15 protein-coding genes and 1 other annotated feature (1 of these 16 only partly in view) are annotated in these 13171 nt (G+C 35.9%); all 15 genes read right to left on the minus strand.

The genetic code is table 11. The annotated features are described in order from the left end of the window. Positions 1–82, minus strand: a binding site (T-box leader); it reaches 143 nt to the left of the window's first position. A gap of 51 nt (positions 83–133) precedes the next feature. The 15 genes from divIVA to murG all read right to left on the minus strand — a co-directional run bounded on the left by divIVA (position 134) and on the right by murG (position 13123). Continuing rightward, entirely contained in the window at positions 134–640 is a 507-nt protein-coding gene (divIVA, locus tag VK90_RS15320; protein WP_001131611.1) for a septum site-determining protein DivIVA, read from the minus strand. Positions 641–729: 89 nt separating this feature from the next. Beyond that, positions 730–1497: a YlmH family RNA-binding protein gene (locus tag VK90_RS15325; protein WP_048373984.1), complete on the minus strand. Its 768-nt coding sequence runs from the start codon at positions 1495–1497 to the stop codon at positions 730–732. Positions 1498–1512: 15 nt separating this feature from the next. Next, positions 1513–1776 (minus strand): YggT family protein, encoded by a 264-nt coding sequence (locus VK90_RS15330; RefSeq protein ID WP_002173147.1) that lies wholly within the window; start codon positions 1774–1776, stop codon positions 1513–1515. Between the two features lie 6 nt (positions 1777–1782). After that, positions 1783–2253 carry a cell division protein SepF gene (locus VK90_RS15335; RefSeq protein WP_002173148.1) on the minus strand — a complete coding sequence of 157 codons (471 nt, stop codon included), beginning with the start codon at positions 2251–2253 and terminating at the stop codon, positions 1783–1785. Positions 2254–2272: 19 nt separating this feature from the next. Continuing rightward, positions 2273–2947, minus strand: a complete 675-nt coding sequence (locus VK90_RS15340; RefSeq protein ID WP_002173149.1) for a YggS family pyridoxal phosphate-dependent enzyme — start codon at positions 2945–2947, stop codon at positions 2273–2275. A 5-nt stretch (positions 2948–2952) separates the two neighbouring features. Beyond that, positions 2953–3762, minus strand: a complete 810-nt coding sequence (pgeF, locus tag VK90_RS15345; protein ID WP_048373986.1) for a peptidoglycan editing factor PgeF — start codon at positions 3760–3762, stop codon at positions 2953–2955. 118 nt (positions 3763–3880) lie between these two features. Beyond that, positions 3881–4159 (minus strand): YlmC/YmxH family sporulation protein, encoded by a 279-nt coding sequence (locus VK90_RS15350; RefSeq protein WP_048373989.1) that lies wholly within the window; start codon positions 4157–4159, stop codon positions 3881–3883. Positions 4160–4409: 250 nt separating this feature from the next. Further along, a complete protein-coding gene (sigG, locus tag VK90_RS15355) occupies positions 4410–5189 on the minus strand; it encodes an RNA polymerase sporulation sigma factor SigG (protein WP_000197755.1) in 780 nt (259 codons plus the stop codon). Positions 5190–5347: 158 nt separating this feature from the next. After that, positions 5348–6067, minus strand: coding sequence for an RNA polymerase sporulation sigma factor SigE (sigE, locus tag VK90_RS15360; RefSeq protein WP_000976947.1), 720 nt, complete (start codon positions 6065–6067; stop codon positions 5348–5350). A gap of 19 nt (positions 6068–6086) precedes the next feature. Next, a complete protein-coding gene (spoIIGA, locus tag VK90_RS15365) occupies positions 6087–7004 on the minus strand; it encodes a sigma-E processing peptidase SpoIIGA (RefSeq protein WP_048373994.1) in 918 nt (305 codons plus the stop codon). Positions 7005–7299: 295 nt separating this feature from the next. Beyond that, positions 7300–8451 (minus strand): cell division protein FtsZ, encoded by a 1152-nt coding sequence (gene ftsZ, locus VK90_RS15370; RefSeq protein WP_048373997.1) that lies wholly within the window; start codon positions 8449–8451, stop codon positions 7300–7302. A 39-nt stretch (positions 8452–8490) separates the two neighbouring features. Next, positions 8491–9792, minus strand: a complete 1302-nt coding sequence (ftsA, locus tag VK90_RS15375; RefSeq protein ID WP_025147787.1) for a cell division protein FtsA — start codon at positions 9790–9792, stop codon at positions 8491–8493. Positions 9793–10193: 401 nt separating this feature from the next. Beyond that, positions 10194–10964, minus strand: coding sequence for a cell division protein DivIB (gene divIB, locus VK90_RS15380; protein ID WP_048374001.1), 771 nt, complete (start codon positions 10962–10964; stop codon positions 10194–10196). Positions 10965–11062: 98 nt separating this feature from the next. After that, positions 11063–11968, minus strand: a complete 906-nt coding sequence (murB, locus tag VK90_RS15385) for a UDP-N-acetylmuramate dehydrogenase (protein WP_033719437.1) — start codon at positions 11966–11968, stop codon at positions 11063–11065. Between the two features lie 60 nt (positions 11969–12028). Beyond that, positions 12029–13123, minus strand: coding sequence for an undecaprenyldiphospho-muramoylpentapeptide beta-N-acetylglucosaminyltransferase (gene murG, locus VK90_RS15390; protein WP_025147785.1), 1095 nt, complete (start codon positions 13121–13123; stop codon positions 12029–12031). Between the last annotated feature and the right edge of the window lie 48 nt (positions 13124–13171).

The following is a 13171-nucleotide window of genomic DNA, read 5'->3' on the forward strand; positions in this document are numbered from 1 at the left end:
ATCTCCTTATCCTGAGCTTACACCATCCTCAGTTCGCTATATAAGGTATGAAAAAGGTACTTATCCCTATCTTCGTTTTTCTTAATAAATATGTTGTTTAAAATTATATGTAATAATGAGAAAAACGTCAAGCTTACACTGTTTCTTCTTTTTTCAACAGCTCGTCTACTTCGTCTTCTAACTCAATTAGTTTATCCCAATCGTCGTTGTTTAACATTTCAAGTTGTGTTTCTAATAACATACGGAAACGAGTTCGGAATACTTTCGCTTGTTTCTTCAACTCTTCAATATCAAAAGCAACTTTTCTTGATTTCACTAACGCTTCGTTAATGATACGATCTGCATTTTTTTCTGCTTCACGTACAATTAATTTTGCTTCTTTTTGTGCATTACGCTTCACTTCTTCAGCAGCCTCTTGTGCGACAACGATAGATTTGTTCAGCGTATCTTCAATATTAGAAAAATGATCTAACTTTCCTTCTAATTGTGCAACCTTTTCTTCTAAAGCTTTTTTCTCACGAATGACTAATTCATAATCTTTGATGATTTGATCAAGAAACTCATTTACTTGATCTTCATCATAGCCACGGAATCCGCGACCAAATTCTTTGTTATGAATATCTAATGGTGTTAACGGCACAACGCCACCTCCAAGTAGTTATCTAAATTTCCTCTTTCAATTATATCTTTTCTTCGACAAAATAAGAGAATTTCCTTCTAAAAAACCAATCATTTTAGTATACCATACAAAACTCTCCATTTGTCGCGCTTCGTTCTACCTTCTACGGAAAATAATTTACTTCGTCCATACCCTCTAATCGAGAAAACATCCCCTGGAAAACATTCATACGAAGTTTGCTCTACTGTTTTCCAATTGACTTTTACTAGACCATTTTTTATGAGGGGTTGTGCTTTTTGCCTAGATATATGTAACATTTCAGCTAATAAAACATCTAGACGAAGTGACGAAACAGTACCAGATTTTTCTCCCCATTTTTCACTTACCTGCAAAATTTGCTCTACTTGTATAGGAGAAAGTGTGACTTTCATTTTCCCTATTGATTGTAAGTTCATTTCAATATACGATACAACTTCTTTCGCAACTGCAATTTGGGCACGATCTTCTTGCAGCAAAATATCACCACATTTTTCCCTTGTTAAACCAAGCGACATGAATGCACCTAATATTTGCCTATGTTCTAGCGTATAAAACTTGGAAGGATAGTCAATTTCTAATACTTCTACTTGAAATTCCTCTTCATTTAATTCTAGATAGTCTGGATAAATTAGTGCTCTTTTCCGTTCGGCTTCAGGCATCGCACCATCAAACCGTACAGCTACATCTCCTTGTCCTATTACCATAGAAACAATTTGTTGCTGTCTTGGATCAAGAAAGTCCGTTAACTTGACTTGATGGTACTCAGCTGCCTGTTTCCACTCTAATACTTTATCCACAAAGACCTCTTCATCAGGTCTAAAATGCTCGTAGATGCTCATGCATGTAACCTCTCGCTAAACAAAATAAAGAAATAAACTCGCCAATCCTCTACCAGCAAGATTCAATGTGAAAATCGCGACAATTGGAGAAATATCAATCATACCAAGCGGTGGAATAAATCTCCTAAAAGGCTCTAAATAAGGTTCGCAAATGCGTGCAAGAAAATCACCAAATGCTGATTCTCTTGCACCTGGGAACCAAGACAAAAGAATGTAAATGATAAGCGCATAGGAATAAATTTGAATAGCATAATGCAATACTGTTAGAACTGTTATCATGGCGTATTACCACCTCTTTATATTCGTCTCTTCTTCTTCACCGAACAACTCTGAAATTGCACCAACAATATCTACATTTTCAGGTGTACACATAAATGTTTTCGGGCCTATTTTTTGAATATCCCCGCCTATAGCGTATACAGTACCACTTAAAAAGTCAACGATACGTACAGCTTGATCTGTAGACATTCTCTGCAAATTAATTACAACAGCTCGTCTACCTTTTAAGTGATCCGAAATGCCTTGTGCTTCCGAATATGTGCGTGGTTCTAGTAAAACAACTTTTGAAGGTTGCTTTGCTGTTTCAATACTCACAACATTTTGCTTCGGTTGCACTTTCGCAAACGGAACATCTTGTTGTTCTGGGGGATCTTGTTGTTTTTTCATGTCTGTTTGCTCCTTTTCATAACCATATTGAGCTGCTTCTTTTTCTTCCGGTGTGTCAAAAAAGAAGTATTTTACTTTTGACCAACTCATAATAACTCTCTCCTTCCTTTTACACTTTTCCTACTAGAACCGTTCCCAAACGAATATATGTAGCACCTTCCTCAATTGCAATCGTGTAATCATTGGACATTCCCATTGATAATTCTTTACATGGTGCATGTAATAATTCTAGCTCCTGAACTTGCTTTTGTAGCATGCGCAATTCCTTAAAGCAGCGACGAATCTCTTCCTCTTCTTCTGTAAACGGAGCCATTGTCATCAATCCTACCACTTCAATTTTATCCAATTCTTGCAAACTTTGAATAAAAGAAATTGTTTCTTCTATCGCCAATCCTTGCTTTGATTCTTCAGATGATGTTTTCACTTGAATAAAGCATTGAATTTTCTTTTCAGCACGTTTTTGAATTTCTTTTGCAAGCGAAAGACGATCTAATGAATGTAAATAATCAATCTCATTAATGATTTCTTTTACTTTTCTCGTTTGCAATGAGCCAATAAAATGCCAATTCACTTTTGAGCCGAAATGCTCATATTTTTGTAAAAAACCTTCATTTCTATTTTCACCTAAATCGATAATTCCAGCTTCAATTACTTCGTTTGTTTTTTCAATTCCTACAGTTTTTGTAACTGCAACGAGCTTAATATCTTTCACCGAACGTCCAGCTCGTGCACAAGATTTTGTAATCGCCTCGTTTACAACTGCTAGATTTCCTTGTACTGTCACTTGCTTCACTCCTCCTTAAAACCTATGAAACTCAACATTCTCCCTGTCTTACCTTGATCACGACGATGAGAGAAAAAGAATTGTTCTTCACAGCTTGTACAAAGAGATGACATTACAATATGTTCTTCTTTTATACCTGCTTGTACACATAATATACGATTAACTTCTTTTAAATTAATTGCATACTGTCCATCAGAAATTACTTTATAAGGAACAGGACCGTTTACTACTTGCTGAGCTGCTGTTAATACTCGATCATCAACAACATAACAACATGATCCGATTGCTGGCCCAATTGCAACATGAATTTCATCACTTGAAACACCTTCTGCATTCCACTTTTGAATCATTTCTTTCGCAATCTCTTTTACAGTTCCTTTCCATCCAGCATGTGCAAGTCCTATCATACCACGTGATGGTGCATAAAAGTAGAGTGGAACACAATCCGCGTAACAAGATGTTAAGAGTACATCTGTATTAGTTGTATAAATGCCATCCGTTTTTGGAATACCGTCTTCATATAAATAGACGCCTTTTCCTTTTTCTTGTTGCCCTACTTTTTCAACATGATGATCATGAACTTGTTCAGAACAAATCCATTTTTCTAATGGTTTTTGTAACTTATTCGCTAAAATGCGTCTGTTTTCATGAACATTCTCCACGATATCATTCACATGTAATCCTAAATTCATCGCATGAAAGGAGCCTGTACTTACCCCACCATCTTTTGTCGTAAATCCAGCAGTAATGTTTCCAAGTTCTTTCCACGCTTGTAAATACAGTATACCGTCCACATATTTAAATGGTTCTCTCATAAAGCGGCTCCTTTTAATTAAAATAACAGAAAAAAAGCATGGTACTTCCTGTCTATTTTACCATACTTTTATTTTTTCATAATGACAACAGAAAAAAAAGAGGAATTTGTAATATTCTTTAAGAAATTGTCGGTATTTGTATTGATTCTGTTACAGAATTAACATGATCTACTTTTACAAGTATGACATCTTCCCCAACTTTCATAATTTGTTCCCAGGGAATTACAAATTCTACTTCCTTCCCAAAGAGTCCAAGCATTCGTGCCTGTTTAAAAATAATAACCGCCCTAATCTTTCCTGTGTCTATATCAATATCAATATCTCCAATATTCCCAAGTCTCTTTCCATCTGAAACATTTACAACATCCTTCATTTGAAACTCCGAAATCCGTATCATATTCATCTTCTCCCTTATATCGCAAATTGTAAGTACGTAGACCATTATTTCTCACATAAAGTAAAACTTTAATCAGTGGGGGTTTTGTTCATCCCCCACTGATTATTAGCCCTCACCAATCGGGCTTTTACAGGAAGTAACCGCTACTAAGAGAAACTCCATATCGTTTTCATTATATGAATCCGTCCCCCCTACTATGAGCGTCAACTCCATTACATATAAAAAGGCCTCACCATAACTGGTGAGGGCCTTATCCTTGAATCGTCTTATTCATTTGCTTAATAGCAGACTTCTCCAAACGTGATACTTGCGCTTGAGAAATCCCAATTTCTTCAGCAACTTCCATCTGTGTCTTTCCTTGGAAGAAACGTTTTCGAATAATCATTTTCTCACGATCATTTAAACGCTTCATCCCTTCTTTCAACGCTAGTTCTTCAACCCACTGCTCGTCCTTTTGTTTTTCATCACTTAACTGATCCATAACAAAGATAGGATCTCCTCCATCGTTATAAATTGGTTCAAATAATGAAACTGGGTCTTGAATCGCATCTAGCGCAAAAACAATCTCTTCATGTGTCACTTCGAGAACTTTTGCAATATCCATTGCTGTTGGTTCTTTTGAATTTTCAGCAATCAACTTTTCTCTTACTTGCAATGCTTTATACGCAATATCGCGCAATGAGCGAGATACGCGAATTGGATTATTATCACGCAAATATCTGCGTATTTCCCCAATAATCATCGGCACAGCATATGTTGAAAATTTAACATTTTGGCCTAAATCAAAGTTATCAATGGATTTCATAAGTCCAATGCAGCCAACTTGAAATAAATCATCAACATATTCTCCTCTGTTATTAAATCTTTGGATGACGCTCAGTACAAGACGTAAGTTTCCATTCACTAATTTCTCTCTTGCGCTTATCTCTCCACTTTGCATTTCACGAAATAATTTACGCATCTCTTCATTTTTTAGTACTGGAAGTTTAGCTGTATCAACACCGCAAATTTCTACTTTGTTTCTCGTCAAAGTGTTCCCTCCTATCGGGAGTTGCTGTACAGTGTAAAGTATTTCCTTTGAAGGGGATTTTATGCATATGGTTTTCTCATCATTTTTCATAAACGTTTCATTTCCTAATGCAACAAAAAAGAATAAGACCAGCTTGGATCCCAAGCTGGTCTTATTCTTTACACCATTTTATTAAATTCTTTTCGTAATCTTTTTATAATTCTTTTTTCCAAACGAGAAATATAAGACTGCGAAATTCCGAGCATATCCGCCACGTCTTTTTGTGTCTTTTCTTCTTCACCAGCGAGCCCAAATCGAAGCTCCATAATTTGTTTTTCACGATCATTTAATTGATGCAATGCTTTCATCAAAAGATGACGATCTACAGTAGCTTCTAAATCTTTTGTAATAATGTCATCATCTGTACCTAAAACATCTGATAACAACAATTCATTGCCATCCCAATCTATGTTAAGTGGTTCATCAAAAGAAACTTCCGAACGATTTTTATTATTTCGACGCAAATGCATTAAAATCTCATTTTCTATACAACGAGATGCATATGTTGCTAATTTTATTTTCTTTTCTGGATTAAATGTATTCACTGCTTTAATAAGGCCGATTGTTCCTATACTTATCAAATCCTCGATATTTATCCCTGTATTTTCAAACTTTCTCGCTATATATACAACAAGACGTAAATTACGTTCAATAAGCAGTGACCTCGCCGCTTGATCTCCTTTTGGCAATTTATTCAAAAGAACTTCCTCTTCTTCTTTCGTTAAAGGAGGTGGCAGTGCTTCACTTCCACCTATGTAATAAATTTCATCGGTCTTAATTCCTAGTTTCAATAATACTTTATACCAAAGGTATACTAAATAAAATTTCAATTTCATCATATTATCCCGCCTCTCATAATTAAGCGATTACCACTTTTTGTGAAATCAACATTTTCGGATGTACAATACATTGATACTCTCCATTCGTGGACAATTGCTGTGTGTTTAGCCCAATCAGAACCTTATTTACAACCACAGCATTTCCTTCGTGATAAACTTGAACACTATCTGGCTTAATCGCCCATAAAAATTGATGCTCTATCCCTACTGCCCGAAAAGGAACTAAACGCAACCTTGTCGCCCATCCAGAATCATTTTCTGGTATTTGAGGGATTTCTGTTTTGGAATAAATCTGCGCTGTCAACCAAGTTGGTAAACAATGCTCTAATGATGAAATATGCATAATCATAACAGGTGTTTTGGTTAAAGGATCGTGAAGTTGGTTCCCACTATCAATTAGACCGTCTAATTCCAATTCATACTCTGCTAATTGGATCTTTACCTTTACAATTTGATCATAATGTATTTTTGTAACTTCTACACTTTCAATACGTTTCTTGGAGAAATAATAAATAATCGGAAAACCAAGAAAAACGAATAACCAACTGACAGGATCTCCATAAGAAATCGATTTCGCTTGAACTAATCCATTTACCATTTCATTTGTTTGCAAAAAGAAATGAGTTCCAATTAATCCTCCGCCAACCATAAAAGTTACAAAGTAAAAAGTAAAAACAGTTTGTGCATAATTTCTAAACGTTGAAAATCCAAATGCTGTATACACAATAAGTAACGAGTACAGTAGTTTCATAATTGGATGTGTCATCATAGAAGCAAAGGGAGTAAAGGCGAAAATAACAATGGTCGAACCTATAAATGCCCCTAACACTAGCCTCCATCTTTTGATCCTCTTTTTCAACACGGTAGCTGTTAATAAAAGTAAAAGAAAATCAATGCAGGCGTTTAACAACCAAACAACGTCGGCGTAAACAACCAAACAATTCACCTCTTTTTTTAAGTTGAGACTAGTATAATGCATATCCACTAGGAAAGTGTGTCAATTTGCGGAGGGGTTTTTTTGTTATTTTGTGATTTCTAGACATAATCTGTCGGTAATAAATAAAAATATTTTTTTCATAGAATAATATAGATTTCTTACTTGTATACATATGAAGTGAACTATATGTACACAAAAATATAAAGGTCTCCATTGACAAGCAATAAAAAAAGACCTGCTTAGCAGATCTTTTGCATTTAGACAACAAAAAAAGGAGCATGAAAGCTCCTTTTTTTTATCGTCTACGACGGTTACGTAAAAATGCTGGAATATCGATATCATCTGAATCTGTATGACGCTCATGTACAATCGGCTCTTCACGTTTCATTTCACGTTTTACTTCACGCTGTTTTGAAGGTTGAGCTACTGGTTGTTGCTGTTGTGCATGATTCACATTCGGACGGATAATTGGTTTTGGTGGCTGCGTCGCAGCGCTATCATCAAAACCAGTTGCAATTACAGTTACAACGATATCATCTTTTAACCCTTCATTAATAACAGAACCGAAGATCATATTTACTTCTGGATCCGAAGCTGAAGCTACAATATCTGCCGCTTCTTGCACTTCATATAAACTTAAGTTTGCTCCACCCGTAATGTTCATAATAACACCTTGAGCTCCATCAATAGATGTCTCTAGTAATGGACTAGAGATCGCTTTTTTCGCAGCTTCAGCAGCACGATTTTCACCATTACCAGAACCGATACCCATTAAAGCAGAACCTCTATTAGACATAATTGTCTTTACGTCTGCAAAGTCTAAGTTAATAAGACCTGGTGTAGCAATTAAATCAGAAATACCTTGAACACCTTGACGTAATACGTTATCAGCTTCACGGAATGCTTCTAACATTGGCGTATTTTTATCAACAATCTCTAATAAGCGATCGTTTGGAATTACAATAAGTGTATCTACATTTTCTTTAAATGCCGCAATACCAGATGCTGCTTGCGTTGCACGCTTACGTCCTTCAAATGTAAATGGACGTGTTACAACACCAACTGTTAACGCACCTAATTCTTTTGCAACTTGAGCAACAACTGGAGCTGCACCAGTTCCAGTTCCGCCGCCCATACCAGCAGTTACGAAGACCATATCCGCACCACGAAGTGCTTCTTGGATCTGTTCTTTACTTTCTTCTGCAGCTTTTTTCCCTACTTCAGGGTTTGCGCCTGCACCAAGTCCACGCGTTAATTTTCCACCAATTTGCATTTTTGTTTCAGCTTTTGATAGATTTAATGCTTGTGCATCAGTATTCACAGCGATAAAGTCTACACCTTGTACACCGTGTTCAATCATACGGTTTACAGCATTGTTTCCGCCACCGCCGACACCGATAACTTTTATATTCGCTAATTGATCTTGAGTAGTATCAAACTCTAACATGTCGAAATCCCCCTAGAACCTCATTTTTCGTGTCCAATTTTAATCCCATAAATAACGGAATACACGTTTTACTTTTGACATCATACGGTCATCATTTTGATTATTATTGTTTTGATTACGAGTTTTTTGCTTTGCAGGTTGCTGTTGTACCGGCGTTGGCGCTGGTACTGGTTCAAAATGCTCTTGCTTTTCCTGCACATTTTTCCCACGTAATTTAGCTTTTTGATAAGAGTGTTTAATTAATCCAACTCCAATTGTATATTGAGGCTCACGAACACCAATATAATCAGGAGTTGCTATACGAACATTTTCATGTAAAATATCATACGCAAGATCAAGAACACCTGGCATAGAAGCAATTCCACCAGTTAGTACATATCCAGAAGCTACTTGTTTTACTCCTAGCTTACGCACTTCATCTTGAACAAACATTAAAATTTCCTCTACACGAGCCTCGATGATATCCGATAATTCCAATTGAGAATATTGTTCTGTTTGATCGCTTCCCATAATAGGAACCGTAAACATCTCTTCTTCAGATGCTGTATCATAAAAAGCATGTCCATATTTCAGCTTAATTTGATCTGCATTTTCTGTCGAAGTTTTCAGCCCAATCGCTATATCCTTCGTTATATGATCTCCACCTAATGGCAATACGCTCGTTGCTTGCAGCTCTCCATCTTTAAAAATAGATAACGTAGTAGATCCTCCACCAATATCAACAAGGGCTACTCCTCTATTTCTTTCATCCGAAGATAAGGCAACTGTCGCAGCAGCTAAAGGTTGCAGACAAATATCAACAATTTCAAGACCTGCTTTTTCTACACAACGAAGTAGGTTATGTAGTAAAGTTCTCGAGCCTGTAATAAGTGTACCTTCCATTTCTAATCTTACACCGATCATCCCGCGTGGATCGTTAATCTCGTCAAGACCGTCTACAATGAACTGTCGAGGTACCACATCAATAAATTCACGTTCAGGAGCAATCGACACAACTTGTGCTGCATCTAGAACGCGTAAGACATCTTCATTCCCGATTTCACGATCTTCATTTGATACAGCGACTACTCCGTGACAAGGGAGCAACTGTACCTGGTTTGCATTGACACCTACTACAACTTGCTCAATGTGGATCCCCACCATGCGCTCAGCTTGTTCAATTGCTTTTTTAATTGATCGAACAGTCTCGTCTATATCAACTATCGATCCCTTCTTCAAACCATTTGATTTTACGTTTCCAACACCAATAATGTTTAAGCTGTCATTAACCATTTCACCAATGATGACTTTAACATTGGATGTACCGATGTCAAGACTAACATATATTTCATTGCTGTTCATTCTTTGGCACCTCCTTCTTTATTTATACCATACAACTCGATATATGGAACAACAATCGCAACTTTGCTATTTATAAGAAAAATATTCAACGTCTTTATACGTTTCCCTTTTTTAACCCTATATTTTTCTTATTTTTATTTAACATTCATTTAAGAATATCTCAGTAAACTGTGAATAACTGCTTTATCTTGAAATAATTCTATTTCAAGCGTAAAGTTTACCGCCAAGTATAAGTCTACACTAAGATGTACTTGTAGAAAAGTGAAACTTGTACCAATCCTAGTATGAATCTAAGAAAATTTACATATTTTTCATCAAATGAAGCATTCTCGTAAATTAGTATGCATATAAAAGAACATTCGTTTCATTTTATCCGTAATAACGTCGTGAAAACTACCATTCTATTCTTTTTTTTCTTCAGCACCTAAATCCTTCGTATATGCGCCTACTTCTAAGTCAATTAAAACCTTCTTACCAGGTTCAATTGTTTTTATAATAAGTGGATAAGCTTCCATTCGCTTTGCGAAATTTTGAATAGTGGTGCTTACTTCATATCCTTCATTCATATATAAAGTAAGATGGTCTTCATTTGCGCTCGTTGGTGTATAACGAATTTCAGAAATAGACCTTAAAATAGCCGGTGTTAATTTTTCTAGTTCTGCAATTAACTCCTTCATTTTCTCCTCTTTAAAAGGTTCAAAAATTGGTGCTGCAACAGGAAGTTTACCATTCGGAAGTACATCGAGTGTTTTCCCGTTTTCTAACAACGGTTGTAATTTTCCATCTTTGTTTATATAACCAATCGTTAAATATTCTTCAATATGAACGTCAATTTTGTTAGGAAAACGTTTTTTTACATTTACCGCTTTAATTTCTTTTCGTTTCGTTAAGTTTTCTTCTGCTTTATGTGCTGTTACTCGGAAATAACTTGTATCATAGGTCACACCAGATTCCTTCATAACTTGTTCATCTGTCATATAATGATTTCCAAACACACTTATCTTTTTTATATTACTAAGCGGAGACCGAAAATAAATTAAAAAGAGTACTAATAAAAATAAAATTGATATGTATAAAATTAAACGATGATTAACAGGTTTTTTATTCTTTTTCTTTTGATTCTTTAATTTTGGTACACGATCTTGTAGTTTAATCACTTTACTATTTTTCATGTACGATCCCCCTACGTAACATAAAGAACGGCATGTTCTTCATGCCGTTCTTATCTTCTTATTATAACATAAATGATAATGAGCGGAACGAATAACCGTTATCTTCCAATGATTTCTACTTCTGTATGCATATCTACACCAAATTTATCTTTAATTGTATGCTTTATCAATGCAATCAAATCTAATACATCTTGCGCTGATGCAGCCCCAGTATTAATAATAAAATTCCCATGCATTTCAGAAATTTGAGCCCCACCTATTTTATAACCACGAAGCCCTGCTTTTTCTATTAAATTTCCTGCAAAATACGGGATTGGGTTTCGAAATATGCTTCCTGCACAAGGATGATTCCACGGCTGCGTTTCACGGCGGTAATCTTTATTCTTTTGCATGCTACTTATAATTTCCTCACGCTCTCCTGCCTGTAATTGAAACTCAGCTTCCAAAACAATACCAGGACGTTTCCTTTGTAATACAGATGTACGATAGGAAAATTCCATTTCATTATTCGTCAGCCAGTCAATTGTACCATTTTCAAACAAAATACGAGTCTTCGTTAATATATTCGATATCTCTGAGTTATGAGCCCCTGCATTCATATATACTGCACCACCAACACTTCCTGGAATACCACTTGCAAATTCCAATCCAGCTAATCCTTGGCGACTAAGTAAAGTTGACAATTTAATAAGGGGATATCCACCACCAACTCTTACTCTATTTTTTTCGACTTCTAAGTGGTCTAATCCTTCTCCTAAACGAATAACGACACCTTCTATACCTTGATCAGATATGAGAAGGTTTGAACCGCGACCAATTGCAGTCCACTCTTTCTTATATTTCTTTACTAACTCTAGCGTTTTCTCAATACCGGCAACATGCTTTGGCACAATTAAAATATCAGCTGGTCCACCTATTTTCATAGTCGTGTAACGCGCTAACGGTTCGTTAACTAACACGCGACCAACATTTGCTTCTAAAAGCTCTTTTACTAATTGTTCCATAACAATCTCCCCCATATTAAGTCTCCTTATTACAGTAATATGCAGGGCGTTCACCTAATGTTATTTTTTAATAAGCTTGTTCATTACTTCATACAGCTTATTTGCTGCATCTGGAATACCTAGTTGCTTAGCAGCCAGTTTCATGTTTTGTAATGTTTGTGCATCTAATAAAATTTCATCAATATCACGAATAAGCGTTTCAGATGTTAAATCTTTTTCAAGTAGCATTTTAGCTGCTCCTTTATCAACAACTGAACGTGCATTTTTTTCTTGATGGTTATTTGTTACGTACGGACTTGGAATTAATACACTCGGCTTTCCTAATGCTGTTAATTCCGCAAGCGTTGTAGCTCCTGCTCTTGAAACAACAAGATCTACACCAGTCAGTACCTCCGGCATATTATGAATGAAAGGTTTAATAATAACATTATTCGGATTCCCTTTTTGTTTCACGGCTTCCATAACTTTATCATAATGTACTTCACCGGTTACATATAATACTTCGTAACTTTTATTCCCAAATTGTTCAATCGCTTCTACAAAAGCATCATTAATCGGTCTAGCTCCGCGACTCCCACCAAAAATAAGTACGGATTTTTTAGGAAGAGATAGTCCTACTGAACGTTTCCCTTTCATTCCATTTTGATCCATTACTTCTGATGCACGTGGATTACCTGTCATAACCACTTTTGACTCAGGAAAATGCTCTGCAGCTGCTTCAAAGCAAACAGCAACTTTATCAACATAACGACTTAAAAATTTATTCGTTACACCAGGTACACTATTTTGTTCGTGTACAATAGTTGGAATACCTAATTTGGCCGCAGCATAAACAACTGGACCACATACATATCCACCAGTGCCAATAACAATATCAGGATTAAAACGACGAATATATCGTTTACTATCTTGAACACCTTTTAAGAAACGCATCACTGTTTTTACATTATCGAGAGATATTTTTCGTTTAAATCCACTGATAACAATAGATTGAAACGGTATACCTGCTTTCGGTACGATAGTACTCTCTAACCCATTTTCCGTACCAATGTATAAAAACCTTGCTTCCGGATTTAATTTTTTTATTTCTCTAATTAAAGCAAGAGCTGGATAAATATGTCCTCCAGTCCCCCCACCACTAACTAATACTCGCACTACAAATTCCTCCACTTCCCTGTTCTTATTCAATCGTATTTATTTCTA

Origin of the sequence: Bacillus sp. LK2, from assembly GCF_001043575.1 — a bacterium.
Classification (GTDB): domain Bacteria; phylum Bacillota; class Bacilli; order Bacillales; family Bacillaceae_G; genus Bacillus_A; species Bacillus_A paramycoides.

Excerpts from the sequence above, each read along its gene's own strand:
- ftsA (WP_025147787.1), bottom strand. The coding sequence starts at position 9,792 with ATGAACAGCAATGAAATATATGTTAGTCTTGACATCGGTACATCCAAT.
- divIB (WP_048374001.1), bottom strand. The coding sequence starts at position 10,964 with ATGAAAAATAGTAAAGTGATTAAACTACAAGATCGTGTACCAAAATTA.
- sigE (WP_000976947.1), bottom strand. The coding sequence starts at position 6,067 with ATGATGAAATTGAAATTTTATTTAGTATACCTTTGGTATAAAGTATTA.
- VK90_RS15325 (WP_048373984.1), bottom strand. The coding sequence starts at position 1,497 with ATGAGCATCTACGAGCATTTTAGACCTGATGAAGAGGTCTTTGTGGAT.
- VK90_RS15335 (WP_002173148.1), bottom strand. The coding sequence starts at position 2,253 with ATGAGTTGGTCAAAAGTAAAATACTTCTTTTTTGACACACCGGAAGAA.
- ftsZ (WP_048373997.1), bottom strand. The coding sequence starts at position 8,451 with ATGTTAGAGTTTGATACTACTCAAGATCAATTAGCGAATATAAAAGTT.
- VK90_RS15350 (WP_048373989.1), bottom strand. The coding sequence starts at position 4,159 with ATGATACGGATTTCGGAGTTTCAAATGAAGGATGTTGTAAATGTTTCA.
- VK90_RS15330 (WP_002173147.1), bottom strand. The coding sequence starts at position 1,776 with ATGATAACAGTTCTAACAGTATTGCATTATGCTATTCAAATTTATTCC.
- murB (WP_033719437.1), bottom strand. The coding sequence starts at position 11,968 with ATGGAACAATTAGTAAAAGAGCTTTTAGAAGCAAATGTTGGTCGCGTG.
- pgeF (WP_048373986.1), bottom strand. The coding sequence starts at position 3,762 with ATGAGAGAACCATTTAAATATGTGGACGGTATACTGTATTTACAAGCG.